Source organism: Thermaerobacter nagasakiensis, from assembly GCF_055396825.1.
This window is the reverse complement of record NZ_AP043740.1, coordinates 374,766-401,757: the sequence shown is the minus strand read 5'-3', so window position 1 is coordinate 401,757 and position 26,992 is coordinate 374,766. Positions and strand designations below refer to the sequence as shown.

21 protein-coding genes are annotated in these 26,992 nt (G+C 74.3%); all 21 read left to right on the top strand.

Annotated features, from left to right (window positions below; genetic code table 11):
* Positions 1 to 66 precede the first annotated feature (66 nt).
* The 21 genes from ACZ5T9_RS01645 to atpG all read left to right on the top strand — a co-directional run bounded on the left by ACZ5T9_RS01645 (position 67) and on the right by atpG (position 26,948).
* Positions 67 to 2,013, top strand: coding sequence for a hypothetical protein (locus tag ACZ5T9_RS01645; RefSeq protein ID WP_464833594.1), 1,947 nt, complete (start codon positions 67 to 69; stop codon positions 2,011 to 2,013).
* Positions 2,014 to 2,613: 600 nt separating this feature from the next.
* Entirely contained in the window at positions 2,614 to 6,333 is a 3,720-nt protein-coding gene (locus ACZ5T9_RS01640; protein WP_464833593.1) for a S8 family serine peptidase, read from the top strand.
* A 316-nt stretch (positions 6,334 to 6,649) separates the two neighbouring features.
* The gene (gene fsa, locus ACZ5T9_RS01635) at positions 6,650 to 7,315 is read left to right on the top strand and encodes a fructose-6-phosphate aldolase (protein WP_464833592.1); all 666 of its coding nucleotides are present in this window, start codon (positions 6,650 to 6,652) and stop codon (positions 7,313 to 7,315) included.
* A gap of 1,278 nt (positions 7,316 to 8,593) precedes the next feature.
* Positions 8,594 to 10,612 carry a transcription termination factor Rho gene (gene rho / locus ACZ5T9_RS01630; protein WP_464833591.1) on the top strand — a complete coding sequence of 673 codons (2,019 nt, stop codon included), beginning with the start codon at positions 8,594 to 8,596 and terminating at the stop codon, positions 10,610 to 10,612.
* 132 nt (positions 10,613 to 10,744) lie between these two features.
* Complete coding sequence (locus ACZ5T9_RS01625) at positions 10,745 to 11,593, top strand: M23 family metallopeptidase (RefSeq protein WP_464833589.1); 849 nt, start codon at positions 10,745 to 10,747, stop codon at positions 11,591 to 11,593.
* 160 nt (positions 11,594 to 11,753) lie between these two features.
* Entirely contained in the window at positions 11,754 to 11,987 is a 234-nt protein-coding gene (rpmE, locus tag ACZ5T9_RS01620; RefSeq protein WP_006904697.1) for a 50S ribosomal protein L31, read from the top strand.
* 88 nt (positions 11,988 to 12,075) lie between these two features.
* Positions 12,076 to 13,188, top strand: a complete 1,113-nt coding sequence (locus ACZ5T9_RS01615; RefSeq protein ID WP_464833588.1) for a DUF1385 domain-containing protein — start codon at positions 12,076 to 12,078, stop codon at positions 13,186 to 13,188.
* A gap of 6 nt (positions 13,189 to 13,194) precedes the next feature.
* Entirely contained in the window at positions 13,195 to 14,364 is a 1,170-nt protein-coding gene (prfA, locus tag ACZ5T9_RS01610) for a peptide chain release factor 1 (RefSeq protein WP_464833587.1), read from the top strand.
* A 1-nt stretch (position 14,365) separates the two neighbouring features.
* Positions 14,366 to 15,361 carry a peptide chain release factor N(5)-glutamine methyltransferase gene (prmC, locus tag ACZ5T9_RS01605; RefSeq protein WP_464833586.1) on the top strand — a complete coding sequence of 332 codons (996 nt, stop codon included), beginning with the start codon at positions 14,366 to 14,368 and terminating at the stop codon, positions 15,359 to 15,361.
* Positions 15,362 to 15,450: 89 nt separating this feature from the next.
* Positions 15,451 to 16,830 (top strand): L-threonylcarbamoyladenylate synthase, encoded by a 1,380-nt coding sequence (locus ACZ5T9_RS01600; RefSeq protein ID WP_464833585.1) that lies wholly within the window; start codon positions 15,451 to 15,453, stop codon positions 16,828 to 16,830.
* On the top strand, positions 16,799 to 17,959 hold the full coding sequence (gene rpiB, locus ACZ5T9_RS01595; protein WP_464833583.1) for a ribose 5-phosphate isomerase B: 1,161 nt from the start codon (positions 16,799 to 16,801) through the stop codon (positions 17,957 to 17,959). The genes ACZ5T9_RS01600 and rpiB overlap by 32 nt, the downstream gene beginning before the upstream one ends.
* A 198-nt stretch (positions 17,960 to 18,157) precedes the next feature.
* Positions 18,158 to 19,237, top strand: coding sequence for a glycosyltransferase family 4 protein (locus ACZ5T9_RS01590; protein ID WP_464833582.1), 1,080 nt, complete (start codon positions 18,158 to 18,160; stop codon positions 19,235 to 19,237).
* 258 nt (positions 19,238 to 19,495) lie between these two features.
* Positions 19,496 to 21,013 carry a non-hydrolyzing UDP-N-acetylglucosamine 2-epimerase gene (wecB, locus tag ACZ5T9_RS01585; RefSeq protein WP_464833581.1) on the top strand — a complete coding sequence of 506 codons (1,518 nt, stop codon included), beginning with the start codon at positions 19,496 to 19,498 and terminating at the stop codon, positions 21,011 to 21,013.
* Between the two features lie 254 nt (positions 21,014 to 21,267).
* Positions 21,268 to 21,771, top strand: coding sequence for an AtpZ/AtpI family protein (locus tag ACZ5T9_RS01580; RefSeq protein ID WP_006904689.1), 504 nt, complete (start codon positions 21,268 to 21,270; stop codon positions 21,769 to 21,771).
* On the top strand, positions 21,768 to 22,094 hold the full coding sequence (locus ACZ5T9_RS01575; RefSeq protein WP_464833579.1) for a hypothetical protein: 327 nt from the start codon (positions 21,768 to 21,770) through the stop codon (positions 22,092 to 22,094). Before ACZ5T9_RS01580 ends, ACZ5T9_RS01575 begins: the two co-directional genes overlap by 4 nt.
* Entirely contained in the window at positions 22,091 to 22,828 is a 738-nt protein-coding gene (gene atpB, locus ACZ5T9_RS01570; RefSeq protein ID WP_006904687.1) for a F0F1 ATP synthase subunit A, read from the top strand. Before ACZ5T9_RS01575 ends, atpB begins: the two co-directional genes overlap by 4 nt.
* A gap of 78 nt (positions 22,829 to 22,906) precedes the next feature.
* Complete coding sequence (locus ACZ5T9_RS01565; protein ID WP_006904686.1) at positions 22,907 to 23,152, top strand: ATP synthase F0 subunit C; 246 nt, start codon at positions 22,907 to 22,909, stop codon at positions 23,150 to 23,152.
* A gap of 216 nt (positions 23,153 to 23,368) precedes the next feature.
* Positions 23,369 to 23,851: a F0F1 ATP synthase subunit B gene (gene atpF, locus ACZ5T9_RS01560; protein ID WP_464833577.1), complete on the top strand. Its 483-nt coding sequence runs from the start codon at positions 23,369 to 23,371 to the stop codon at positions 23,849 to 23,851.
* Positions 23,848 to 24,399 carry an ATP synthase F1 subunit delta gene (atpH, locus tag ACZ5T9_RS01555; protein WP_464833576.1) on the top strand — a complete coding sequence of 184 codons (552 nt, stop codon included), beginning with the start codon at positions 23,848 to 23,850 and terminating at the stop codon, positions 24,397 to 24,399. Before atpF ends, atpH begins: the two co-directional genes overlap by 4 nt.
* A 13-nt stretch (positions 24,400 to 24,412) precedes the next feature.
* Positions 24,413 to 25,978: a F0F1 ATP synthase subunit alpha gene (gene atpA / locus ACZ5T9_RS01550; RefSeq protein WP_464833575.1), complete on the top strand. Its 1,566-nt coding sequence runs from the start codon at positions 24,413 to 24,415 to the stop codon at positions 25,976 to 25,978.
* A 25-nt stretch (positions 25,979 to 26,003) separates the two neighbouring features.
* Positions 26,004 to 26,948, top strand: a complete 945-nt coding sequence (gene atpG, locus ACZ5T9_RS01545) for an ATP synthase F1 subunit gamma (RefSeq protein WP_006904682.1) — start codon at positions 26,004 to 26,006, stop codon at positions 26,946 to 26,948.
* Positions 26,949 to 26,992: the final 44 nt, after the last annotated feature.

The following is a 26,992-nucleotide window of genomic DNA, read 5'->3' as shown; positions in this document are numbered from 1 at the left end:
GATGGCATGGTCAGGGAAGGGACCCCTCGTCGCTACCGGTGGCGGACCCGAGGTGGCACGGCAGCCGTGATCAGCCTCCTTCTTCTGGGTCTTGTGCTGCCATGGGCGCCAGGCGCTGGGCGACCCGGCCCCGTGGAAGCGGCGTCCGGGCCGCCCGCCGCCTCCGGCGGGGCTGGCCCGGCCGAGGCTGGACCCGGAGGCCGGCCCCGCACCACCCCCGAGGCCCGTCTCGGTACGGGCGGCCGGCCCGATCCCGGTGCGGGATCCGTCACCACGCAGGGGCCCGGCCCGGGAACCGGGGCGGAACTTGCGACCGCCGTGGTCCTGGCGGACCCGAGCGGGCCGGCCGCCCCAGAGCAGGGCGATCATCCGAACCGGTCCCCGGCGCCCGGCACCGGCAGCGCGCCGGGCGGCGAGGAGACCGCGCGGCAGGACACCGGCGCCCTCGAGGCCGCCCGTGCCCTGTGGCGGGCGCGCCGCTGGCCCGAACCTCAGGGGCCCTGGACACGGCCCGTCACCCGGGAGGAACTGGCGCGCTGGCTGGTAACGGCCCTGGTAAGGCCGGCGCCGCCTTCCCTGTCTGCACAGGCGGCGCTGTCCATGGCCGTGGCCCTGGGCTGGGTTCCACCCGAGTGGGCGCCCGGGGGCGCCGGCACCTCAGGGGGCAGTACCCCCGCCGGTGGTGGGGACCAGGTGCCGGCGGGGGTGATGGACGGGCAGCCAGCAGGGCGGCCCCAGGGAGCGCAGGCGGGACACCCGTCGGGACAGCCCGAAGAGCGGCCGGCGGGCAAACCGCCTGGGCAACCGGGGGAGGAGCGGCCGGGACAGCCGGCCGGGGGCGTGCTGCCGCTGCAGGCGCGCGACCTGGGCGAGGTGGAGGCCCGGGTCCTGGCGGGACAGGGGTCCGGTGAAAGGGCGATGTCCCACCCCGCGGCGGGGGTGACGCTGGCCGAGGCATTGCCGTGGTTCTTGGGCCTGGTGGAGCGGGCTGGGATGCTTTTCGACGGGGAAGGCACCGTGGTCAGGCTGGATGCCGGGCACGGCTGGATCGAAGTGACCCAGGGCGATCTCCACCGCATCCTGGTCCTGGACGGGCAGGCGGCGGTCTACCTCAACGCACGCACGGCGCGGCTGGACGATCTGCAGCCGGGCGACGAGATCCGCTGGGTGGAGTCTCCCCCCGGCCCGGATGGCAGCATCCCACCTCCCCCGGACGGCAAGCCCGCCGGCGCGCCCTCGACCGCGGTGGCCTATGTCGAGGGGTATCGCTGGATCCTGCAAGGAACGGTCGACCGAGTGGACTGGCGCCGGCACCACCTGGTGCTGGTCCTGGCGGGATGGGCGCCGGCCCCTCCAGGGAACGAGCCGGGGTCGACCCCGCCCGCGCCTGCTGCCGGGAGGCCGCCGGCGCCCTGGCAGGTGCCCGGGCCAGGGGATGCGCCGGAGCGCAACGTGCCACCGGCGGCCGGCACAGGGGGCGACCGGGCCGCTTCCGGCCGGGCAGCGGTAGAGCCGGGCCCGGGCGCAGTCGCTGGCGCCTCCGCACCAGTCCCGGGCGCCAGCCTGGCGGGACGGGGGGCAGAGGAGGGCCAGGACGCCCCCGGTGCGCCCGGCCCGGCGGTGCGGGTGGCGCTCCAGGTGGAGCCGGGGGCGACCGTCCAGGTGAACGGCCGGGCCGGCATCCTGGCGGCGCTGCGCCCGGGGGACCGGGTGAGCGTGACCCTGCGGCGCGCCACCGGGGCAGTGCGCCAGCTCAGGGCCGCCCGGATTGCCGTCCGGGGGCAGGTGGTCGCGGTGGACCTGCTGCGTGGTGTCGTCACCGTGCGGACCGGCAGCGGGACAGGCCGCTGGGTGATCGGCACCGACGCCGTCATCCTGCGCGACGGTGTCGGGGCACGCCTGGCCGACCTGAGGCCCGGTGATGGGGTCTGGCTGGCCCTCGAGGCCCCCAGCCTGGCATCCTACGTCGAGGGGCGCACCGGGCCGGACGAACTGCCGCCGGGTGGCGCCTGATGCCGGGTGGCGCGCCAGGCAGGGGCACGCCAACGCGACGGGCCGCGCAAGGCCGGGGCCGCGCCATGCCACGCGCAATGCCGGTGGAGGCGCAGCACCCCGGGGCACGCAAGGGCAGGGCCGCAATACCAGGGGCCGCACTGCCCGGGACCCGACCGCAGGGGAGGGGCGCAGGTTGTCCGCCCGCCGGGGGGCGAATCCACGGCGTCGGGGGTTGAAGCCCAGGCCATGACCGAACGACAGCACAGGGTTCGTGGACCCGGTGGCGGTGCTGCTGCCCTTCGCCGGGCGGGTTCCGGCTGCGGCCCCAAAGCCGCGCGCCGGGGTGTGGGGCATGCCCTGCTGGCCCTTCTGCTGGCAGGGCTCACGCTGCTGCAAGCCGTTCCGGCGGCCCCGTGGGTGCTGCTGCAAGCCGCTCCGGCGGCGCCGTGGGCAGGCGAGCCGGCACCCGTCCAGGCTGGTGCGGCCGGCCCGCACCCCTCCGGTTCCGGGACCCCCGGACCGGCAGAGCCGGGACCCCGCACCCCTTCGCCAATGGTGCTCACGCCCGAAGCCGGGCATCCGCCTTGGGCCGGGGACGGGACAGGGGCCACCGGCACCGTGGCCGGCTGGTCGGAGGGGGCGCGGGCCCAGTGGCTCGAGGCCCTGGCCCGCGGCGGCCAGGTGGCGCTGACCCTCTCCCCCCGGGTCGGGCGGAGGGCCGAGTTGGAGCGATGGATCGTCCAGGGCGGGGGGCAGGTGCTCTGGACAGGCCGGGCCACACCGGTTCTGGCTGCGCGGGTCCCGGCGGCGGTGGTTCCCCGGCTGTTGCCCTTGGTGGAGGCCATTGAGGTGGCCCGCCGGGCAGGGGTGGCGGTGCCCAGCGCACCGTCGCCGGGGCCGGAGACCGGGACCGGTTCGACCTCGTTTGAGCGGGCCCTGCACCAGGCCAACCAGGAGGTGCTGGGTGCCCCGGCCCTGCGCTCCGTCCACGGCGTGACGGGCCGCGGCGTCCGGGTGGCGGTGATCGACACCGGGGTCGACCCCGGCCTGCCGGCGTTCCAGCGCCACCTGGTGGACTACGTGGATTTCACCTCGGCGGTGCCTTTCGTCCAGCGGGTGGAGCGCGCCCGGGCCGCCGGGGAGGCAGTGCTCCAGCAGGGGCAGAACCCGGCCTGGGCGGCCGAAGGGGACGTCTTTTTGACGGGTACGGCGCGGGCCGGCCGGGCAGGCGGGGACGGCGCAACCCTGCGCTGGGGGAACCTGCAGGTCCGGCTGCCCGCCTGGGCCGCCGGCACGGAGGTGCGCCTGGGCTGGCTGGACGAGGCGAACGTGGGGCCCGGCGGCACCGACCTGAACGGCAACGGCACGGCCCGCGACCGGTGGCTGGTGGTGGCCTACCCCTGGCGCGGTGACCGCGTGCCGGTACCCGGCGGGGATCACCCCGGGACCGGTGCGGCCGTCGATGGTGGAGTTGAAGCGCGGCAGGAATCCGCGCGAGGGGCGGCCACCCCGGCCCCTGGCGAGGGAACTGCCGGCGGGGCGGGCGGGACCGGCAGCCCTGCGATGCATGGTCCTGCGGTGCATGGTCCTGCGGCGCTAGGGCCTGTGGTGCAGATCGACAGCGATCAGGACCTGGACCTGGCGGAGGAGACGGTCCTTTGGCCGCTGGCGGCCGGAGGACCGGTCGCCTGGCTGGCGCCGGCGCAGCCTTCCGGCCAGGCCGCGGTGCAGGGCGGGGGCGGTGGCACGGCCCTGGTGGTGACGGCCGCCGACCCCGGTGGGATCCTGGTGAATTTCGGTTTCGACGCCAACGGCCACGGCACCCGGATGGCGTCCATTCTGGCGGCGGCGGGGACGGCTTATCAGGGAGTCGCCCCAGGCACCGGCCTGATGGTGCTCAAGGCTCTGGGCAGCCGCGGTCAGGGAGACTGGAGCCAGATCCTGGCCGCCGTGGACTACGCCGTGGCGCAGGGAGCGGACATCATCAGCCTCAGCGCCGAGAGCCAGACCCCGGGCGAGGAGCTGGCGGTGACGGAGCGGGTCCTCCGCCAGGCCATGGCCCGGGGCGTGCTGCCGGTGCTGGCCGCGGGCAATGGCGGGCCGGGTCTCCACACGGCTCTGGCCCTGCCCGCCGATGCGGGGCTGGTGGTGGGGGCCTTCCTGCCGGGCGCGGCGGCCGACCTGCTGGGCGACCCCGCCGGGGAGCGCCTGCTGCCCTACAGCGCCGCCGGGCCTGCCCGCGATGGGACGCCGTCCCCCTCCCTGGTGGGACCTGGCGTCACCTACACCCTGGTTCCCGCCTGGCAGGAGGAGCTCTGGCCCGGAGGCCTGGCCCCCGACGAGGGCACCAGTGTGGCCGTCCCTTACATCGCCGGGCTGGCGGCTCTACTGCTCGAGCATGCCCGGAGAGAGGCACCGCAGTGGCCGGCGGCTGCCCTGGCGCCCGTGCTCCAGGCCTCCGCCCGCCCCCTCCCGGGAGTGCCGGCGGCGGTGCAGGGGTTCGGCGTCCCGGAGGCGGCGGCGGCCGTCGAGCGCCTGGCGGAGCGCCGGAGGGCCGTCGGCGGTGGCGAGGCAGGTCCTCCTTCCGGCACCGGATGGTCCATCACGTGGCTTCACCGGGGACGCCCGTACCGGGGCGTGGTCTGGGAAGGGGCGGCGCCGGGGGTGCTCACCCTGGCGGTGGGCCACGGCGGGGGGCAGCCGGTGACCGGGCGGTGGACGGGGACGCCTCCCTGGGCCCGTTTCCCCGGCCCCATGCCCTACCCCGGCGGTGACGGCATCTACCTGCCCGCGCAGTACGACCTGCCGGGCCGGCCGGGGCTTTATTCCGCCCTTGTCCGGCTGGAGGGCGGACCGTCCCTGCCGGCCGGGTTCCTCCAGACCTTCGTGCGACCCTATCTCCTGGATGGTGACGGCCTGGAAGTGACCGGCCAGGTGGGCCGGGGCCAGATCGAACGAGTGTTCGTGGAGGTGCCGCCCGGCGTCACGCGCCTGGTGGTGCGCGTCGACCGGCCGGGGGACGGTGCGGAAGGGGCGGCCGCGGAACAGGAAGGCGGCAGCCTCAACGCCTGGGTTTACGCCCCGGGGGGGCGCCTGGTGCGGGACAGCGCCCGGGACACGGGCCGGTTGATCGGCGGGCCCGAACTGTCCGACTGGACGGTGGAGATTCCGTCGCCCGAACCGGGGGTCTGGGAGGTGGACCTGTTCTTCTCGACCCTGTCGCCGGTGGCCTTCGACCGCCGGGCCAGCAGCTTCCGGGTGACGGTGACGGCCCAGGGGGTGGCCTGGGAGCCGCGGGAGCTGGAGGTCCGGGCTCCGGGCGCCCAGGGGGGAAGGCTGTGGGCCGGCGTCACCCTGGTGCCCTACGGCCGCGCTGTGCGAGGCCGGGTTGCGGGCATGGGCTGGGATGTGCCGGTGGAGACGACCGCCCGCCCGGTCGAGGGGAACCGGCCGGAGGCGGCGCGGCAACTGCCGCCCGGCCCGTCGTCCGCGACGGAGCAAACGGCCGGCGGCGCGCCGGGCCCGGCTGCCGGCGAAACCGCAAGCGCCGCGCAGCCGGCGGGCATGGCGGAGGAACGGGCCCAGGTGATGGTGCTGGCCGGTGAGCCCCAGCCCTACGGTTTCGACGTCCCGGCCGGTACCGCGCTGTTGGAAGTGCAGGCGGGACCGGTGCCCCGCGCCGGTTGGCGGCCCCGCCTCTACCTGTACCGGGTGGAGGGCGGCGCGGCCGAACCGGTGGGGGACGGCCGGGGCGAGCCGGTGGCGGTGGTGGCCGACCCGCCCCCGGGCCGCTATTATGCCGTGGTGGAACTCGAGCCCACCGGCGCGGGCGCGCCCTCCTGGGACGAGCCGCTGGACCGGGACGCCGGGCCCCTGGCCATCCCGCTGGTGCTGCGCCGGTTCCGCGACGGGGGCGGCATCCGGGTCTCCGCCGGCTCGGTGGAACTGGCGGCCGGCCAGCCGGCCCGGATCATGGCGCTCCTCGACGTGCCGCCGGGCACCGGTGAACCGCAGGGTTACCTGGTCCTGCTGGACGAGGACGGGGCCGTCGGCGCGCCGCTTCCCGTACGGGTGCGCCGCGGCCCGCCGCGGCTGGTGGTCACCGCCCTGGTCCCGCCCCTGTCGCCGGGCGTGCCGGCCCGCATCACCCTGCAGGTGCGGGACCGAACCGACGGGCGGCTGCGGGATGCCAGCCTCATCGTCCAGGGGCGCCTGTATACCACCGCGGGAGGCCAGGTGACCCTGGCCTGGGACGGGCGCAGCAGCGGGCTGGTGGTGCGGGTGCTGGGGGCAGGGGAGGAGAGCGTGCAGGTTGTTCCCCTTCCGCCCGCATCCTAGGACAGGGCCGGCGGCCCAGGGCCGGCACCGCCCGCCTCGGGCCGGCCGCCGGGGGCGCCCCGCTGGCGGCGACCGCCCACCAGGGCTGGGCCGCCGGCCCGAAACCAAGGACCGCGGACCGCCAGCCCGCGGTCAAGGGCGGCCAGCCCGGAAACTGCCGGCCGGGGGCTGAGGCCAGGGTTCGCCTGCCGGAAACCTGCTTGCCTGAGGGCGGGCTGGGTGTCCGGGCGGCCCGGGGCAGGAGGCGGGCGGCAGACCCGGGGCAGGAAGCGGGCCGCTGCCCCCGAAACTCTTACTGCCAGAGGAGCGATGGGCCATGGAACTGTTTCTCGACACCGCCCAGGTGGATGAGGTGCGCCGGGCTGCGGCCTGGGGCGTGGTGACGGGGGTGACCACCAACCCCACCTTGATGGCACGAGCCGGTGGGGATCCGGAAACCATCCTTCGCACCATCGCCGGTCTGATCCCCGGCCCCATCAGCGCCGAGGTCATCGCCACCGACGTCGAGGGCATGGTGCGGGAAGGGCGGCACCTGGCGTCCCTGGCCGACAACATCGTCGTCAAGATCCCCATGACGGCGGCGGGCCTGGAGGCGACCCACCGGCTGAGCCGGGAGGGGATCCGGGTCAACGTCACCCTGGTCTTCCAGCCGGGGCAGGCGCTGCTGGCCGCCCGGGCGGGGGCGAGCTTCGTCAGCCCCTTCGTGGGCCGGCTGGACGACATCGGGGAAGACGGCATCGGCCTGGTGGCCGAGATCGTGGAGATCTTCCGTACCCACCGCCTGCCGGCGCGGGTTCTGGCGGCCAGCATCCGCCACCCGCGGCACGTGATTGCGGCGGCACGGGTGGGGGCCGACATCGCCACCATGCCCATGGCGGTGCTGGAGCAACTGATGCGCCATCCCCTGACCGATGCAGGCCTCGAGCGCTTCCTGGCCGACTGGCAAGCCGCTCAGCAGGCACGCGCGGCAGCGCCGGCCTGAGCGCCCGGAGGGCCGGCGGCGCCCAGGGGCCCCGAGGGACCGGGGGCCAGGGTCCGCGGGGCCAGAGGCGACCGCGGGCCCCGGAGGGCCCAGGGGGCCGGTCCGGGCGCCCCCTGGCGCTCGTGCCTTGCCTTGACGGCGACTCCGCCGCCTGCTATACTGCCACCGCACACCAGCGGTGATGGCGCCTCGCCGGGCGCATAGCCTTTTACCACCGACGCAATCCTTATGGTTGGCCTCCTCCTCCCCCAGACGCAGCGCCAAACTCGCCAGCGAGGGTACATGCCCGCCTAAGGGAAGGTGACCTCTTTGCCGGACACAACCGAATCCCACACCGCGTCGCGCTCCCGTTCCGGACGGGCGCGAGGTTCACGCACGCGAAAAGCAGCGGCTGAGGCCGCCCAGCCCGAAGGGGGCGCGGCCGGCGCCGAGACCCGAAAAAGTGAGGCAGGTCCCATGCTAGAAGAACCGGCCGCCACCCCGGCGGAGCCCTCACCGCCGGCCGGAGCCGGCGGAACCGGCGGGACTCCCGGGACTGCCGCGACCATCCCCGCTCCCGGCGGCGAGGACGCCGGAGCCGGTGCCTCCGGCGCCGCCCGCGACGGGGGCGAGAGCGGTCCTTCCGCCGAAGAGGCGGCGACTTCGTCCACCCGTACCCGCCGGCGCCGCACGGGCACCACGGGAGCCCGGCGATCCCGCCGACAGGCAGCCACGGCCGAAGCGACCGCGACGGAAGCGGCGGGCACAGCCGCTGTAGAGCCCCCGGCCGGACCCGGCGAGACCATGGCAGCCGCCGCCCCGGCTTCCCCTGCTGCGCCGACCTCCTCCCTGCATGACGGGAGCCTTTCCGTGCCGGACGAACCGCCAACCGCCGCCCAGGATGAAGAAGGTGATGCCAAGGCCGGGCCGGATGGAGCGACCGTTGCCCCGCGCTCTGCAACGCGGCGGGGACGGAGAGGCCGCACCGCGTCCCGGAACGCCACCGCGCAACCGGCAGGTCAACCCGTCCAGGAGGCCCCGGCGGAAGGGATCGCCAGGGCGGGTGGCGCAGGCGCCCCGGATACCCCGGGTGGTGAAGCCGTTGCGGGCCATGGAACCTCCCGGGCCATCCCCGGCGCTGTCGACGGGGCGGATGCACCGGGCACGCCGGCCGCGCCGGATGCGAGTACGGCACCGGCGGCCACTGCGGGTGCCGGGCCGGCGCCTTCCGCTGCAGCGGAAGCGGCGGCCCCCCGGCCTGCGGAGACCGGCACCGGCCAGGAGCCCGGCGGGCCGCAGGTGGGCGAAGGTGGGCGGCGGCCCGACCCGTCGCCTCCCGTGGCTGCAGCCGCGCCGGCGTCCCGCTCCGCGGTGGAGGAGCCCGCCTCCCCCGCCGGCCCCGAGCCCGTGGTCCCCGTCGCACCGGCGGTGCCTGCCGGGCCGTCCAACCAGCCGGCAGCGGCGACCCGCCGGCCGGAGGCGGCCTCCTCGTCCCAGGTGCCGGGGTCGCCCCAGTTGCTGAGCCGGCCGGCCGAGCCGGCCCGGACGGACGCCCGCCCGCGTGCCCAAACCCGGCTGCCGGAGCCGCAGCGCGGGGAGCCGCGGCCGCGACCGGCCGGGCCCGAGCGGGTCGAGGGCCGTTACCGGGGTGGAGCCGCGGCCCGTCCCAACGGCGCGGAGGCGGCCGGTCCCGGCCGCCCGGGCAACGGGTGGCAACGGGGGACCGCGGCGGGGCATCGTCCGGGGGTGGTGGCCCGGTGGGAAGCCCGTGAAGGAGGGTTCCAGGTGCCAGCAGCGATGCCGGCGGAGCCGGCGGCGTCCGGGGAGCGCCCCGGGCTGTACCCTGCCGCGCACCCCGTGGCGGAAGGGGTCCAGCCGGGCACCGGCGGGCCGGGCCAGGGGACCTATGGTGCCGTGGCCGAGCCGGGGGTGGACACCGTCCTCCCGGGAGCACCCGGCGCACCGGCGGCCGGGCCCGGCGGGGCCGGTTCTGCCGGCGGCGAGGCGGCGTCCCGCGGGGGGCGCCCGCAGGGACCCGGCCGGGTTCGTCAGGGTAACGGCGGCCGTCCGGACATCCGCGAGATGGAGCAGATGCCCCTCAAGGAGCTCTACGCCCTGGCCCGCCAGCTGGAGATCCCGTACTACAGCTCCATGCGCAAGCAGGAGCTGATCTTCGAGATCGCCAAGGCGCGCACGGAGAAGGACGGCCTGCTCTGGGCCGAGGGCCTGCTGGACATCATGCCCGAGGGGTTCGGGTTCCTCCGGCCGGTCAACTACCTGCCCAGCAAGGAGGACATCTACGTCTCGCCGTCGCAGATCCGGCGCTTCGACCTGCGGCCCGGCGACATGGTGTCCGGCCAGGCGCGACCGCCCAAGGACAACGAGCGCTACTTCGCCCTGCTGCGGGTCGAGGCGGTCAACGGCGTGGACGCGGAGCTGGCCCGGGACCGGCTGCACTTCGAGGGCTTGACGCCTATCTTCCCCAACGAGCGGCTGACCCTGGAGACGCCCAACGGCAGCATCGCCCAGCGGCTGATCGACCTGGTGGCGCCCATCGGCAAGGGCCAGCGCGGCCTGATCGTCGCCCCGCCCAAGGCCGGCAAGACGATCCTGCTCAAGCAGATCGCCAACGGCATCGCCTTCAACTACCCCGACGTGGCCCTGATGGTGGTGCTCATCGACGAGCGGCCGGAAGAGGTCACCGACATGGAGCGGTCGGTGCGGGGCGAGGTGCTGAGTTCGACCTTCGACCAGACGCCGGAGAATCACGTCAAGCTGGCCGACATGGTGCTGGAGCGGGCCAAGCGCCTGGTCGAACACGGCCGCGACGTGGTGATCCTGCTGGACAGCCTGACCCGGCTCACCCGGGCGCACAACCTGGTCACGCCGCCCAGCGGCCGCACCCTGTCGGGCGGTCTCGACCCCGCCGCCTTCTACAAGCCGAAGCGGTTCTTCGGGGCGGCCCGTAACATCGAGGAGGGCGGCAGCCTGACCATCATCGCCACGGCCCTCATCGACACCGGCAGCAAGATGGACGACGTGATCTACGAGGAGTTCAAGGGCACGGGCAACATGGAGCTGCACCTGGACCGGCGCCTGGCCGAGCGGCGCATCTTCCCGGCCATCGACATCAAGCGCTCGGGCACCCGGCGCGAAGAGCTGCTCCTCAGCAAGGACGAGCAGGAGATCATGTGGGCCCTGCGCCGGTCCATGGGCGACCGCGATCCGGCCGACATCCTGGAGAAGCTGATCGAGCGGATGCGCAAGACCCGTTCCAACGCCGAGTTCATCGCCCAGATCAAGGAGCACCGCAGCTAGGCCGGTGCCGGCGGGGGCGGGGACCAGGCCCTCGGGCAGGCTCCGGGACGGGCTGCATACCTTCGGTAGGTTCCAGCCAAACTCCACCTCGTGCCTGGTCGGTCCACGAGACGGCCCACGAGGTGGTGTCCTTTGGCCAACCTGAGCCGCTGGCTCAACCGCATCAATGCGCTCCTGCTCGCCGCATGGCTCGGGATGGTGATGGCCTGGGGGTCCGGACGGGCGGACCCGGCCCCGGGACGGCCCCAGTCCCTGGACAAGCCCGCCTGGGCGGCCGGGCTCGATGCCCTGGCCGGCCGGTGGCTGGGGTCCCGGTCCGGTCTCCAGGAGGCCGGCGGCCCCCAGGCGCACGGCGAGGGCGGAGCCGGGCGGGCCGGCGCCGGTGGAGCCGGCCAGGAGGCGAAGGCGCCCGGGTCGCCCGCCCCGGCGGCCGGCGGGGCCGGGCCTTCCGCCGCGGCGGGGACGGCCCAGGCCCCCGGGTCGACCGCCGGCAGCCCACCCGGCCAGCCGGCCATTCCGCCCGGCCGGTGGTGGCACCCTCCCGTGGAAGGGGTCGCCACCATCACCTCCCTCTTCGGCCCCCGGGAGGGGCGCTGGCACCATGGGGTCGACCTGGCGGTCCCGGCCGGCACGCCGGTGCGGGCGGTCTGGGCGGGGCAGGTGCGGCAGGCCGGCTGGCGCGGCGATTACGGCCTGGCGGTGGAAGTGGCCCATCCCGGCGGCTGGTCGACCCTCTACGGCCACCTGGAGTCCCTGGCGGTCGAACCCGGCCAGAAGGTGACCAGGGGCCAGCTGCTGGGGTGGGCCGGTGCCACGGGCAACGCCACCGGCCCGCACCTCCACCTGGAGGTGCGGGCCGACGGTGGGTTCTTCGATCCCCTGGCCTGGCTCGACCCCCGCTGGTACCGGCCTTCGCCGGCCCTGCCCGGAAGCCGGGAAACCGGGCCGGGGACGGGAGCCGGGGCGCGGGGCGGATCGTGAGGAGGGGGCCGGGCCGCGGGGCGGGCGGCCGTGGCCCAGGCAAAGGGCAACGGCCCGGCAAAGCTGGTATAATGGTTGGGTGCATTCGAGCCGGAACCGCGCCAGCGGTCCGGCCATCTTGTGCGGGCGATGGCATCCCGCCGCGATGAGGTGAAGGGATATGAAGCCGGGCATCCATCCTGAATACAAGCGGACGGTGATTACCTGCGCCTGCGGGGCCGTGTACGAGGTGGGTTCGACCCGGGAGAACCTGCGGGTCGACGTCTGCGCCCAGTGCCACCCCTTCTACACGGGCACGCAGCGCATCGTCGACACCGGCGGCCGCGTCGACCGGTTCCGCCAGAAGTACGAGCGGTTCCGCCAGGAGCAGCAGGCGGGCGCGGGCGGCCGCTGACGGCCGGGGCCCGGCCCGGCCGGTTCCCCACCGGCGCTGGCAGGTTGGCTGACCGGGTGGCCGGGGGCCCGCGGAAAGGGCGATGGGCATGGACTGGCGCAACCGCTTCGGTGGCCAGGCGGTGATCGAGGGTGTGATGATGCGCGGCGCCGGGCGCCTGGCCCTGGCCGTCCGGCGGCCTGACGGGAGCATCCACGTCACCGTCCGGCCCCATACCGCCTACACCGCCCGCCGGTCCTGGCTGGGCTGGCCTTTCCTGCGCGGCATCGCCGCCCTGGCCGAGGCCCTGGTGGTGGGCATCCAGGTCCTCAACGAGTCGGCCCGGCTGGCGGAAGAACCGGCCGGCGGGGCGGCCCGCGGGGGGACGCAGGGGCTCGACCACCCGGCGGGCCGTCACGGCCGGGAGGTGCCGGCCCGCGACGCGGGCGTGCCGCCCGGCGACCGCTGGGTGACGGTGGTGAACGTCCTGGCCCTGGCCCTGGGGCTCGGCCTGTTCGTGCTGGTCCCCACCTGGGTGGCCACGGCGATGGCCACCGGCGAGCTCGCCCGCAACCTGGTGGAAGGTGCCGTCCGGCTGGTTCTGCTTTTGGGTTACATGGCGGCCATCGGGCGCCTTCCCGACATCCAGCGGGTCTACCAGTACCACGGGGCTGAGCACAAGGCCATCCATGCCCTGGAAGCCGGCGCGCCGCTGGAACCCGAGGTGGCGCAGGGCTTCTCCCGCTTCCACCCGCGCTGCGGGACCGCGTTCCTGCTGTTTGTGGCCGTGACGGCCGTGCTGGTCCACGCCCTGTTCGGCTGGCCGGACTTCTGGCAGCGGACCCTGTTGCGCCTGGCGCTGGTGCCGGTGGTGGCCGGCCTGGCCTATGAATGGATTCTCCTGGCCGCCCGCAGCACAAGCCCCTGGGTCCGCTGGATGTCGGCGCCCGGCCTGTGGCTCCAGCGGCTGACCACGGCCGAGCCCAGCCTGGATCAGCTGGAGGTGGCTCTGGCGGCCCTCAAGGCCTGCCTGCCCCGCGAGGGGTTGCAGGCCCCTGCCGGAAGGGAGCCCGGCGCGACCACGGCCGGCCGCGCCCAGGCCGCCGGCCCCGGTGCCGCTACCGGCGCGGCGGCAGCCCAGCCGGCCCAGGCACCGGCGGGAGCCGTGCCGGTGCCGGCCTCGCCCGGTGCTGCCGCCTTCCCTCCGCCTGCTTCGAGGTGACGCCGCATGGCCGAAAGGTCCAACTCCGTCCACGCGCACGGCGCGCCGGGTGAAGGCCCGGCCCAAGGCCCGGAGCCGGGGCCCCTTCCCGAGCTGCCGGGAGCCCTTCGGGAGGCGCTGGCGGCGCGCCTCGGCCGGTTCGACCAGCTGGAGCGGGAACTGGCCGATCCGGCGGTGGCCGCCGATCCCCGCCGCTGGCAGCCCCTGGCCCAGGAACGGGCGGAGCTGGAGCCGCTGGTCGAGGCCTATCGCCGCTGGCGGGAGGCGGCCGCGGACCTGGAGGCCGCCCGGGCCCTCTTGCGGGAGGCCGAGGAGGCCGACGAACGTGCCTACCTGGCGGCCGAGGTGGAGCGGCTGGAGGGTGAGCGCCAGGCTCTGGAGCGGGCCTTGCGCGGCCTGCTCCTTCCCCGCGATCCCCGGGACCAGCGGGACGTGATCATGGAGATCCGGGCCGGAACCGGCGGCGAGGAAGCCGCCCTCTTCGCCGGCGACCTCTTCCGCATGTACCAGCGCTATGCCGAGCGCCAGGGCTGGCGCACCGAGATCATGGCGGCCACCGAGAGCGACCTGGGCGGGTTCAAGGAGATCATCTTTGCCGTCAGCGGCCGCGGCGCCTTCAGCCGTCTCAAGCACGAAAGCGGCGTCCACCGCGTCCAGCGGGTTCCCGTGACCGAAGCCGGCGGCCGCATCCACACCTCCACGGCCACGGTGGCCGTGCTGCCCGAAGCCGAGGAGGTGGAGGTCCAGATCGACCCCGACGACCTGGAGATCGACACCTTCGCCGCCAGCGGCCCCGGCGGGCAGCACGTGAACAAGACGGAGTCGGCCGTGCGTATCACCCACAAGCCCACGGGGATCGTGGTGACCTGCCAGGACGAGCGCTCCCAGCACAAGAACCGGGCGCGGGCGATGAAGATCCTGCGTGCCCGGCTGCTGGACTACTACACCCGCCGGCAGCAGGAGGAGCTGTCCAAGCAGCGGCGCTCCCAGGTGGGGACGGGCGAGCGCAGCGAGAAGATCCGCACCTACAACTTCCGTGAGAACCGCGTGACCGACCACCGCATCGGCCTCACCCTGTACCGCCTGCAGGAGGTCATGGACGGCGACCTGGACGAGCTCCTGGATGCCCTGGCCGCCCACGACGAGCAGGTGCGCCTGGGCGAGGCGGTGAGCTGAGATGCCGGGTTTCTGGGAGGAACCCGCCGCTCGGCCGCCCGGCGGCACCTCCGGCTCGTTGCCGACGCCGGGCCCGGCCACGGCTCCCCGCCGGGCGGGGCCGGCCGGCACCGGCTTGCCCGCCGAGCGTCCGGCCCGGGTGGGCGAGGCGCTGGCCTGGGCCCGGGCCTTCCTGGTGGAGGCGGGCCTGGCGCCGGACGAGGCCAGGGCCTCGGCGCGGGTGCTTTTGGGGGCCGCCATGGACATGCCGGGCGCCCGCCTTCTGGCCGAACCGGAGGCGCCGCTGCCGCCGGCCGCGTGGGCCCGGTTCGTCCAGTGGGTCCTGCGCCGCGCCCGGCGGGAACCCGTGGCCTACATCCTGCAGCGGGCCGAGTTCTTCGGCCGCCCCTTTCGCGTCACCCCCGCGACCCTGATCCCGCGGCCGGAGACGGAGGTGCTGGTGGAGGCGGTCCTGCGCACGCTGTCGCCGGAACCGGCGGTGGTGGCCGACCTGGGGACGGGGACGGGCATCGTCGGCGTGACCCTGGCGGCCGAGCGGCCCCTGTGGACGGTGCTGGTCACCGATTGCTCGGCCCGTGCCCTCAAGGTGGCGCGGGATAACGCGGCGCGCCACGGGGTGGCGGCGCGCATGCAGTTCTGGGCGGGCGACTGGGCCGAACCCCTGCTGGCGGGCGGCTGGGCGGGCAAGCTGGCCGCCGTGGCCAGCAATCCGCCGTACGTCGCCTCCGGCGACCTGCGCCAGCTCCAGGCGGAAGTCTACCGCTACGAGCCCCACCTGGCCCTGTGCCCGGGGCCCACGGGGCTGGAGGCGTACCACCGGCTGATCCCCGGGGCCGTCCGGCTGCTGGCGCCTGGGGGCTGGATCTTCCTGGAGGTGGGGGCAGGGCAGGCCGCCGCCGTCCGTCACCTGCTGGGCGCGGTGGGTTGCCGCAACCTGTGCCAGTGGCCCGATCTGGCCGGCATCCCCCGGGTGGTGGCAGGACAATGGACGGCCTGAACCGCCCGCCGGCCGATCCCCCGCCCGCGCCGCCGGGCCGGAAGACCGGGCGGCCCGCCCGGGCGGCGGGGCCGCATGCGCGGTCCCGGTTGGCCGGTGAGGGGACCAGGGCGGCAGGTGGGCTCCCCGGCGCCAGCGGCCGGGCCGGCGGGCGGGAGGGGGATCCCGGCCCCGGCGCCGCCTGGGTCCGCCTGGGGACGGACCCCCGCCAGGACGAGGCCGCCGTGCGCCGCGCCGGCGCCATCCTGCGCCAGGGGGGCCTGGTGGCTTTTCCCACGGAGACGGTGTACGGCCTGGGCGCCGATGCGCTCAACCCCCGCGCCGTGGCCCGCATTTTTGCCGCCAAGGGACGGCCCGCCGACAACCCGCTGATCGTCCACGTGACGGGTCCCGAGCAGGCGGGTCCCGAGCTGGTGGCGTCCTGGCCCGAGGCGGGCCGCCGGCTTGCGGAGCGCTTCTGGCCGGGCCCGCTGACGCTGGTGCTGCCGGCAGGCCCCGCCGTGCCCGCGGTGGTGCGGGCCGGGCTGCCCACGGTGGCCGTGCGCTGCCCTGCCCATCCGGTGGCCCAGGCGCTCATCGCGGCTGCCGGTACCCCCGTGGCGGCTCCCAGTGCCAACCGCTCGGGGCGACCCAGCCCTACCCGCGCCGAAGACGTCTGGGCCGACCTGGGGCCCCACCTGGACATGCTGCTGGATGCGGGGCCTGTACCCGTGGGGGTCGAGAGCACGGTGGTCGATGTGACCGTGTGGCCTCCCAGGCTCCTGCGCCCGGGGGGTGTGCCCGCGGAGGACCTGGAAGCCGTGCTGGGGGTGCCCCTGGCGGTGCCGCCGGTGGTGGCGGCCGGGGAAGCGGCGCCGGCACCGGGGATGAAGTACCGGCACTACGCCCCGGAGGCGCCCCTGGTCCTGGTGCCCGATGCCGGCGCGGGGGCCGTGCTCGTCCGCCGCTGGCTGGCCGAAGGCCAGCGGGTCGCCCTGGTGGGCTGCCGCGAGGACCTGGAGGCGTTGCTGGGACAGCTGGGGGCGGGCGGCCGGTGGGTTCCGCTGGATGAGGGCGAAGGCGACCCGCGGCGGGCCGGCGGGGATGCCACCGGTGAGGCCGCGGGATCCGCCGCGGGACGGGCGGGCGGCGAGCCGGCCGCGGGGGCGGGTTCTGCACCCGGCGGTGGCACGGGCCCCGGCGGTGCCACGGAGCCCGGCGGCCCGGAGGGTCCCGGCCGGGAAAGGGCGGGGGATTTCGCTCGGGGGCCGGTGGTCCTCGACCTGGGATCCCGGCACCGGCCCGACCAGCAGGCGCGCCGCCTGTTTCGCGCGCTGCGGGCCGCCGACGCCCTGGGGGCGACGCGGGTGCTGGCCCTGGCGGTGCCCGAGCACGGGCTGGGGCGCGCCGTGATGAACCGGTTGCGCAAGGCGGCGGCAGGAGGGGAGGTGCCCGGCGATGACCATCCGCAGGGTGCTGGTCGTCTGTAGCGGTAACACCTGCCGGAGTCCCATGGCCGCAGCGTACCTGAAGCAGGCCCTGGCGGAGGCGGGCCTGCAGGACATGGAGGTGGCGTCGGCCGGTCTCCATGCCGTCCCGGGGCTCCCGGCGGCGGCCGAGGCCCGGGAGGCCGTGGCTCGCGACGGGCTGTCCCTGGCAGACCACCGCAGCCAGCCCGTGACGCCGGATTTGCTGGAGGGTGCCGGCCTGGTCCTGGCCATGACCCGTTCCCAGGCGGAGGAACTCCGCCGCCGCTTTCCCGGGATCGCGCCGCGGGTCGCCCTCTGGCGGGAGTGGGCGACCGGCGCCTCCCTGCCCGACGCCGATGTGCCCGACCCCTTTGGCCAGGGGCTGGCGGACTACCAGATCCTGGCCCGGCAGTTGCGGCGGGAGGCGGCCATGGCGGCGCAGCGGCTGGCCAGCCTGCAGCGGGACGCTGCGCAGGGGGGAGGCGTGCCCGGGCGCGCTGGGGGCCCCGCGGTGGACGCGGCGGACCGCACCCCCGGCACCGGCGTCTCCCCCGCCACCGGAGCCGCCCCCGGCGCCGGTGCCGGGGGCGGAGCGGGCATGGCTTTCCATACCAGGACGGAGGAGGAACGCGCCGTGACCGGGAGGGAAGAACGCGCCGCGGACCAGGCCGGCGGAGCCCGGGGAGCATCGGGACGCCTTCGGGTCGCCATCGGCAGCGATCACGCCGGGTTCGACCTCAAGCAGGATCTCATCGCCTTCATGGAGGAGCAGGGCCTGGAGGTCATCGACGTGGGCACCCACCAGCGGGAATCGTGCGACTACCCCGACTACGCGCGGGCAGCCTGCCAGAAGGTGCTGGAAGGTGAGGCGGACCGGGCGGTGCTGATCTGCGGTACGGGCATCGGCATGGCCATCGCGGCCAACAAGCTGCCGGGCATCCGGGCCGCGTGCTGCACCGAGCCCTACTCGGCTCGCCTGACCCGGCAGGACAACGACAGCAACGTCCTGACCCTGGGCGCGCGGGTGGTCGGGCCCGGGATGGCCCGGGAGATCCTGGCCACCTGGCTCGAGACGCCCTTCGCCGGCGGGCGCCACCAGCGCCGGCTCGACAAGATCGCTGCCCTGGAACGCGAATCTATGCAACGGTGACCCCCTTTCGAGCAGGAAGGAATGGTTTTTAATCTTCTGTAAATAATGGAAACCGCCCTGGCGAGCCCTTTGACACCGCAGGGGGCGGGTTCTACAATCCATGAGGACGCCGGCCGGTCGAGACCGGCCGCGGCGGGCGGCGCCCTGTGGGGGAGGGGGGCGCCCGCCGGTCGGGAGAGAACGGGAGGAAGAGCCGTCATGCCATCGTGGGCCCATTCCCCGTCGCACTGGCTGGCGCTGGCCGTCGCGGCGCTGGTGGCCCTGGTGACCACCCCCCTGGTCCGGGCTGTGGCCCTCCGCCTGGGGCTGGTCGCCCGCCCGACCCCGCGCAGCGTGCACCGGGTTCCCGTGCCGCACCTGGGCGGTCTGGCGATCTTTGCCGGGTTCGTCGCCGCGGCGCTGGCCAGCCTGGGTTGGGCCGATGCCGATGTGGCGGCGGTGCTGCTGGGCGGCCTGGTCATGGTGGCCGTGGGCCTGGCCGACGACGTGCTGGATCTGCCGCCCGTGGTCAAGCTGGCGGGCCAGGTGGCGGCGGCACTGGTCGCCGTGGTACAGGGCATCCGCATCGAAGTGCTGACCAATCCCCTGGGGCTGCTTACGCCCACCGGGGCCGACGACCTGCTGGTCCTCGGGGCATGGGGCGTTCCCCTCACCGTGCTGTGGATCGTCGCCATGAGCAACGTGATCAACCTGATCGACGGGCTGGACGGCCTGGCCGCGGGGATCGCGTCCATTGCCGCCCTGACGGTGCTGGTGGTGGCGCTCCAGACGGGGCAGCCGCTGGAAGCGGTGCTGCTCATGGCGGCCCTGGCCGGCAGCACCCTGGGGTTCCTGCCCTACAACTTCAACCCGGCCAAGATCTTCATGGGCGACACGGGGGCGCTGTTCATCGGCTACACCATCGCCACCGTCTCGGTGGTAGGCCTATTGAAGAGCGCGGCCGTGGTGGCCCTGGCCGTACCCGTGATGGTCCTGGCCCTGCCCATCGCCGACACCGCCCTGGCCATCCTGCGGCGCCTGCAGGCGGGACGGCCCGTCATGGCCGCCGACCGGGACCACCTGCACCACCGGCTGATGCGCCTCGGCTTCAGCCACCGGGACGCGGTGCTGGTGATGTATCTCATCACCGCCTGGCTGGCGCTGGGGGCCGTCTCGGTCGCCCAGGGGAACATCCTGCAGGGCGTGCTGATCGTCGTCACCTTGGCCGCGTCGGTTCACCTGGTGGCCCGCAAGCTGCTGGAGTGGAACCGGCAGCGGCCGCGGCGCCTGGGCCACTGAGCTTCCCGCCACTCACCTGCCCCAGGACCCGGTGCCAACGGGGGTCGACCCGGCGGCTTCTGGCCGGCCTCCTGCCGGAATGCCGGACCTTGTTTGGCAAACCTCCAACGTGACAACCTGACACCATCGCCTTCACACCCCCCAATGTTTCCGGCCGGCGCCAGGGGACCGGCATCCGATCCCCGGGGGGAGCAGGCTCCCCGCTGCGGCCGGTCCCCGCGTGGCGGGGGCGGCGGGGGCGAAGGAGGGCAGACCTGCATGGGACAAGCTCAGTGGGCCCGCCCGTTCCCGGGTGGCGCGGCGGGCGGCACGATGCCGCGGGCGCGCCGGCGGGAACCGGGCGCCGGAGGTCGAGGGGAGGCCGGGACCCCCGGGGGGACCGCGCCGTTCCACCCGGGCAGTCCGGCCGGGAGGCCGGGGAGACCGGCGGGCGGGGAGGCGGGGGGCAGCGGCCGTCCTGGTGGTGCTACGGTAGCGGCCGGAACGGCAGCCCTGCGCGCCCGCCTGGGGGCGCGCAGGCCGGCGGGCCAGCCGCTCAAGGTCCTGGTGGTGTTCGGCACCCGCCCCGAAGCCACCAAGATGGCACCGGTCATCCACCGGCTGGCGCGGCGGCCGGCCATTCGCGTGCAGGTGGCCGTGACGGCGCAGCACCGGGAACTGCTCGACCAGGTCCTTCATCTCTTCGGCATCGAACCCGACTTCGACCTGGACATCATGCAACCCCGGCAGACCCTGACCGACATCACGACCCGGGCCCTGCAGGGCCTGGAGGCGGTGCTGCGCCAGGCGCAGCCCCATCTGGTGCTGGTCCACGGCGACACCACCACCACCCTGGCCGGCGCGCTGGCCGCCTTCTACCACCAGGTGGCCATCGGCCATGTCGAGGCGGGCCTGCGGACCTACGACAAGTACCAGCCTTTTCCAGAAGAGATCAACCGGCGGCTCACCGACGCCCTGTGCGACCTGCACTTCGCGCCCACCCCGGCCTCCCGGGCGAACCTGCTGCGGGAGGGCATCGACCCGGCCGGGATCTTCGTCACGGGCAACACCGCCATCGATGCCCTGCTGTCGGTGGTTTCGCCCGGTTACCGCTTCCGCCGGGACGAGCTGGCCCGCTTCCCGTCGCCGGGCCGGCGCCTGGTCCTCTGCGAAGCCCACCGCCGGGAGAACTGGGGCGAGCCCCTGGAGGCGGTGGCCCGTGCCCTGCGGCGGCTGGTGGAGAGCCACCCCGACATCGAGCTGGTCTACTCGGTCCACCCCAACCCGGTGGTGTCCGGCACCATCCGCCGCCACCTGGAGGGGGTCGAGCGGGTGAGCCTGCTGGATCCGCCGGAGTACGCCGACTGGGCCAACCTGATGGCCCGCGCCACCCTGCTGCTGACGGATTCCGGCGGGTTGCAGGAAGAGGCGCCCGCCCTGGGCTTGCCGGTGCTCCTGTTGCGGGACAAGACGGAGCGGCCGGAGGCGGTGGAGGCAGGCACCGTGCTGCAGGTCGGCCCCCACGAGGAGCCCATCCTGCGCACGGCCCGGCGGTTGCTGACCGATCCCGCCGCCTACCGGCAGGTGGCCCGGGCCCGCAACCCCTTCGGCGACGGGCAGGCGGCGCGGCGTACCGTGGAGGCCATCGAGTACGTGTTCGGGCTGCGGGACCGGCCGCCCGACCCCTGGGATCCGGGCCTGCCGCCGGCCCAGGCGGTCCGGGCCCCCGCTCCGGCCGACTCGCCGCCGGGCCACGGCCTGAACCCGGGCGACCCGCAGGCGGCCCGTTGGTCCTGAGGCGCCCGGTACAGCTACGGGGTTCCGGCGGCCCACCCCGGCTGCCACGGGGCCGGCGAGCCGGGGGCGCGGTCCCCACCCTAAGGGCCCGGGTGCCGGGAGCAGGGCTTCGCGGGCCTCGGGCGGGGATCCGGTTGCCCACCCTACCGCCCTCTGCTAATCTACCGCTGGTGCGCGTGCCAGCGGCCTCCGGAACCGGCCCGGCGGCGCCCCGGCGGTAACCTGGCAGGGGACCGCAGCAGGGAGGATGGACCATGGCGGGCGAGAGCCCTTCCAGGCCCAGGCGGCCCCGCAAGGCCGTGCTGCCCCCCCGCAAGGCCACGCCGCCCGGGGCGCGGGACCGCTCCGGGCGGGCGTGGGGCGGCTCCGGGAACGGGCTGCGGGGCGCGGGCACGCTCTTCGAGCTGGCTTTCACCTTCGCGGGCACCCTGCTGGCCGGCATGGCCATCGGCTACTACGGCGGCCGCTGGCTGGACGGATGGCTGGACACGGCGCCCTGGCTGCAGCTGCTGGGGCTCATGCTGGGCGTGGTGGCTGCCTTCCGGGTCTTGTGGCGTACCCTCCAGCGCCTGGATGCGGACGAACCCGCCGCCGGCGGCCCGGGGCGCGGCCACGGGGGGGCGGGCATGCCGGGTAGAGGGCCGGGCGCAGCCGGTCCGGGCTCTTCCGGCTCCGGGCCCGATGCCTCCGCCGGCCGCGAAGTTCCCAGGCACCCGGCGGAGCAGGAACGCGGCGGAAAGGGCGGGCCGTCTTCGTGAACGCCTTCACAAGCTGGACGGATCCGGTGCTGGGACTGGCGGCCGGGGTGTGGGGCATGCTCTGGGGACTTGCCAACTACCGGTTGCTTGCCGGTCCCCTGCAGCGTATGCGGACCGCCACGGATCGCGAAGCGATTGCCACACTTCAACAGCAGGTCCTGGGCCGATTCTTGTTGCGCATGGCTCTAAGTTTTGTTTCACTCTTGATGGTGTTCCTGGTTACCGGCCGGCCCCTGGCCATCCTCGCGGCCGTTGCCGGGCTCATCCTGGCCGGTGACGCTCCCCTGTTCTTCCGGATGCGAGCAAGGAGGGAACGGGCTTGACCCCATGGCTGCAGCTGGCCGCCGCGGGCGGCGAGGCGGCGGAGGGCGGGCACGTGGTCTTCCACCTGTTCGGGCTGCCCGTGCACGAGTCCATCGTCACCATGTGGATCCTCATGGCCCTGATCATCGTGCTGGGGATCGCGGCGGCCCGCGGCCTGCACCTGGTGCCGCGCAATCGGTTTCAGATGGCCGTCCAGTGGGCCGTGGAATCCCTTTACGGCTTTGTGACCGACATCATGGGCCGGGAGCGGGCGCGGCAGTTCACTCCGCTGTTGGGCTCCTTCTTCGTTTTGATCCTGCTGAGCAACTACACCGGCCTGCTTCCCCTTCTGCCCCACGAGAACTGGTTCCAGCCGCCGACGAGCCGCTGGGGCGTGACCGGCGGCTTGGCCATCTTCACCTTCGTGGCCGTCCAGGTCTACGGCTTCCGGCGCCACGGGCTGGGGTACTTCCGGCGCTTTCTCGAAGGGCCTGTCTTCCTCTGGCCGCTGACGGTTCCCCTGGCGGTCATTGAAGAGCTGATCAAGCCCTTCTCCCTGTCCTTGCGTCTGTTCGCCAACATCTTTGGTGGCGAGGCGGTCCTGGCAGGGCTTTTGGCCGCCCTGCCCTGGTTCCTGCCCATGGGCGTGATGTTCATCGAGGTCATTGCCGGGTTCGTGCAGGCGCTGATCTTCACCATGATGTCGGCCCTGTACATCGAGGCGGCCACCGCCGAGTTCCACCACGAGCATTGAGGAACATTTTCAGGCTTGACCCGCGGGCGGCTGCGGCGGCCCGCCGGGCAAAGTTTTCGGAAAGGAGGGGGAGACGCGGTGGAAGGAATCACCGGGATTGCGTTCTTCTCCGCGCTGGCGGTCATCGGCCTGGCCATCGCAGCCATCGGCTCGGCCACCGGCCAGGCGCGGGCGGCGGCGGCGGCGCTGGACGCCATCTGGCGCCAGCCTGAGGCGGCCGGCCGTATCCAGACGGTCCTGATCCTGTCGCTGGCCTTCCTCGAGTCGCTGACCCTGTTCACCTTCGCCCTCGCCTTCCTGTTCGCCGGCCAGGTGGCCGGTTGATGGGACGCCGGCAGGGGCGTAGCAGCCCCTGCCGGCGGCGAGGCGGATCGGGTGGCGGGGGGCGGCCGGGCCCGGGCTCGATCGGTTGCATCGGACCGCCCCCCAATGGCGTTGTGGGGCCATGGACCACGCCCCGGCGGGGCCGGGCAGGCTACGGCCTGCGACGGCAGGCCACGGCCTGCCAACGGGTACCGCCCGCGGCTGGAGGGAACAACGGTGCATATTTCACCCGAGTTGATCTGGGCGTTCATCAACTTTTTCCTGTTCGTCATCGTGCTCGCCCGGTTCTTCTGGCGCCCGGTGATGGAGTTGCTGGACCGGCGCCGGGAGGAGATCGAGGTCAACCTGGCCGCTGCCGAGCGCGCCCGGGAGGAGGCGGCCCGGGCCGAGGCCGAGTACCGCCAGCGGCTGGCGGCCGCCCAGCGGGAGGCCCAGAGCATCCTGGAGCGGGCGACCCAGCTGGCGGAGCAGGAGCGCCAGGAGCGGCTTGAGGCAGCGCGCCGCGAGGCGGAGCAGCTGCTGGAACGGGCCCGGGCCACCATCGAGCGGGAGAAGGAGCAGGCCATCGCCGCCCTGCGGCGGGAGGTGGCCGACCTGACCCTGCTGGCCACGGAGCGGGTGCTGGGCCGGGTGCTGGACGCCGAAGACCAGCGCCGGCTGGTGACCGAGGCCGTGGAAGAGGTGGCGAGCCTGCGATGAAGCGCCGCCCCCTCGCCCAACGCTACGCCCGGGTTCTGTACGATCTCGGCCGCGAGAGCAGTGAACTCGACCGCCTGGCCGCCGACCTGGCCCGCGTGCTCGACGTCTTCAGCGAGCATCCCGAGTTGAGCCAGCGCTTCGAGAGCCTGGCCGTCCCGGCGCGTGACAAGCAGCAGCTGATCGAGTCCGTCTTCGGGGACCGGGTCCATCTGTGGGTAGGCAACCTGCTGCGGCTGCTGGTGCGCCGGCGGAGGGAAAACCTGCTGCCGGACATCGTGGCCGAGTTTACTGCCCTGCGCGACCGGGAGGCGGGCGTGCTGGAGGCCGAGGTGGAGGCGGCGGCGGAGCTGGATGCCGCCACCCGGCAGCGCCTGGAGGAGGAGCTGGCCCGCTCCCTGGGGGCTCGCCAGGTGCGCCTCGCGGTGCGGGTTCGTCCGGAGCTGCTGGGCGGCCTGGTGGTGAAGATCGGCGACCGCCGGCTGGATGCCAGCCTGCACCGCCGGCTGGTGCAGCTCCACCGCCGGCTGGCCACGGGCGGTCAGGCGTAGGAGGGACGAGCTGGTGAGCATTCGTCCGGAAGAGATCACCGCCGTCATCCGGCAACAGATCGAAAACTTCGAGGGCCGCGCCGAGCTGGAAGACGTGGGCACCGTGATCCAGATCTCCGACGGCGTGGCCACCGTGTACGGCCTGGAGAAGGTCATGGCCAGCGAGCTGGTGGAGTTCCCCAAGAGCGGGGTCTACGGCATGGCCCTGAACCTGGCCGAAGACTCCGTGGGCGTGGTCGTCCTCGGGCCCTACACGGACATCAAGGAAGGCGACGAGGTGCGGCGCACGGGCCGCATCATCCAGGTGCCCGTGGGCCCCGAGCTCCTGGGCCGGGTGGTGAACCCCCTGGGCCAGCCCATCGACGGGGGCCCTGCCATCAATGCCACCCGGACGCGGCCCATCGAGTCGCCGGCTCCCGGCGTCATCGTGCGGCAGTCGGTGAACCAGCCCCTGCAGACGGGGTGGAAGGCCATCGACTCGATGATCCCCATCGGCCGCGGCCAGCGCGAGCTGATCATCGGCGACCGCCAGACCGGCAAGACCGCCCTGGCGGTGGACACCATCATCAACCAGAAGGACCAGAACGTCATCTGCGTCTACGTGGCCATCGGCCAGAAGGCGTCCACCGTGGCGGGCGTGGTGGAGACCCTGCGCAAGTACGGCGCCATGGACTACACCATCGTGGTGTCCGCCACCGCGTCCCAGCCGGCGCCTCTGCTCTACATCGCGCCCTACGCCGGCTGCGCCATGGGCGAGTACTTCATGTACGAGGAGCACCGGGACGTACTGGTCATCTACGACGACCTCACCAAGCAGGCCTGGGCGTACCGCGAGCTGGCCCTGCTGCTGCGGCGGCCGCCGGGACGCGAGGCCTACCCCGGTGACGTGTTCTACCTGCACTCCCGCCTGCTGGAGCGGGCGGCCCGGCTGAGCGACGAGGTGGGCGGAGGGTCCCTGACGGCCCTGCCCATCATCGAGACCCAGGCCGGCGACATCTCGGCGTACATCCCGACCAACGTCATCTCCATCACCGACGGCCAGATCTTCCTGGAGTCGGATCTGTTCTACTCCGGCGTCCGGCCCGCCATCGACGTCGGCCGGTCGGTGTCCCGCGTGGGCTCGGCCGCCCAGATCAAGGCCATGAAGCAGGTGGCCGGCCGCCTGCGCCTCGACCTGGCCCAGTACCGCGAACTGGCCGCCTTCGCCCAGTTCGGCTCCGACCTGGACAAGGCCACCCAGGCGCGCCTGGCTCGCGGCCAGCGGGTGACGGAGATCCTCAAGCAGGGCGAGCACCAGCCCATGCCCGTGGAGGAGCAGGTCGTCGCCATCTACTGCGGCGTCAACGGGTATCTGGACGACGTGCCCGTGGAACGGGTGCGGGAGTTCGAGCGGGAGTTCCTCCAGTACCTGAAGCGGTACAATCCGGAGGTGCTGGAGTCCATCCGCACCCAGAAGGAGATCACCAAGGAGAACGAGCAGCGCCTGCAGGCGGCCATCCAGCAGTTCAAGGCCGGCTTCCTGGCGGAGGGGCAACAGGGCACGGGGCAGCCCGCCCCGCAGGCGCAGCGGGCGTCGTGAGCCCGGCCGGGAAGGGTGAGTGGCCATGGCCTCGATGAGGGACATCCGGCGGCGGATCCGGGCGGTGCGCAGCACCCAGCAGATCACCCGCGCCATGTACATGGTCGCCGCCGCCAAGCTGAAGAAGGCCGAAGAGGCCGCCCGTTCCGGCCGCCCCTATGCCGCCGCGCTGCGGGCCATGCTGGCCCGCCTGGCAGGCTCCGAACAGGCGCGCCAGCATCCCCTGGTGGCGCCGCGGCCCGTGCGCCGGGCCGGGCTGGTGGTCATCACCGGTGACCGGGGCCTGGCGGGCAGCTACAACGCCAACGTCATCCGCCGGGCCGAACAGGAACTGCGCCAGCTGCCCGAAGGGGTCGAACCGGTCCTGGTCACCGTGGGCCGCAAGGGCCGCGACCACTTCCGCCGCCGGGGCTACCCGCTGGCCCATGAGCTGACGGGCATCGGCGAGGACGTGGACTTCGCCACGGCCCGGGAACTGGCCCGCTGGCTGGTCGACCGCTACCTGGCGGAGGCCATGGACGAGGTCCGGCTGATCTACACCGAGTACCGCTCGGCCATCAGCCAGCGGCCGGTGGTGATGCGCCTCTTGCCGGTGGCCGGCCTGGAGGAGCAGCCCGGCGGGGAGCCGGGCCGGGGCGCCGCGAGCGCCGCCGGGGCCGAGCCTGCGGGACGGCAGGCTCCCGGTTCCGGCCCCACGCCCGGCTCCTGGCGGGAATACATCTACGAGCCGTCGGAGCAGGCCATCCTGGAGGCGCTGCTGCCCAAGTACGTGCAGATCCTGGTCTTCCGCGCCCTGCAGGAGGCGAAGGCCAGCGAGCACGGGGCCCGCATGACGGCGATGAAGAATGCCACCGACAACGCCGGCGAGCTGATCGACACCCTGACCCTGGAGTACAACCGGGCCCGCCAGGCGGCCATCACCAAGGAACTGGCGGAGATCGTCAGCGGCGCCGAGGCCCTCAAGGGCTAGCCGTCCCGGCTGGCGGCCCCCGCCGGGTCCGGCCCGGAGCGGCC

What these genes read in the sequence shown, in the direction of transcription:
- atpG (WP_006904682.1), top strand. Translation starts at nt 26,004, where the DNA reads ATGGCCTCGATGAGGGACATCCGGCGGCGGATCCGGGCGGTGCGCAGC.
- rpiB (WP_464833583.1), top strand. Translation starts at nt 16,799, where the DNA reads ATGACCATCCGCAGGGTGCTGGTCGTCTGTAGCGGTAACACCTGCCGG.
- rpmE (WP_006904697.1), top strand. Translation starts at nt 11,754, where the DNA reads ATGAAGCCGGGCATCCATCCTGAATACAAGCGGACGGTGATTACCTGC.
- wecB (WP_464833581.1), top strand. Translation starts at nt 19,496, where the DNA reads ATGGGACAAGCTCAGTGGGCCCGCCCGTTCCCGGGTGGCGCGGCGGGC.
- prfA (WP_464833587.1), top strand. Translation starts at nt 13,195, where the DNA reads ATGGCCGAAAGGTCCAACTCCGTCCACGCGCACGGCGCGCCGGGTGAA.
- prmC (WP_464833586.1), top strand. Translation starts at nt 14,366, where the DNA reads ATGCCGGGTTTCTGGGAGGAACCCGCCGCTCGGCCGCCCGGCGGCACC.
- ACZ5T9_RS01590 (WP_464833582.1), top strand. Translation starts at nt 18,158, where the DNA reads ATGCCATCGTGGGCCCATTCCCCGTCGCACTGGCTGGCGCTGGCCGTC.
- atpH (WP_464833576.1), top strand. Translation starts at nt 23,848, where the DNA reads ATGAAGCGCCGCCCCCTCGCCCAACGCTACGCCCGGGTTCTGTACGAT.
- ACZ5T9_RS01580 (WP_006904689.1), top strand. Translation starts at nt 21,268, where the DNA reads ATGGCGGGCGAGAGCCCTTCCAGGCCCAGGCGGCCCCGCAAGGCCGTG.
- ACZ5T9_RS01615 (WP_464833588.1), top strand. Translation starts at nt 12,076, where the DNA reads ATGGACTGGCGCAACCGCTTCGGTGGCCAGGCGGTGATCGAGGGTGTG.
- fsa (WP_464833592.1), top strand. Translation starts at nt 6,650, where the DNA reads ATGGAACTGTTTCTCGACACCGCCCAGGTGGATGAGGTGCGCCGGGCT.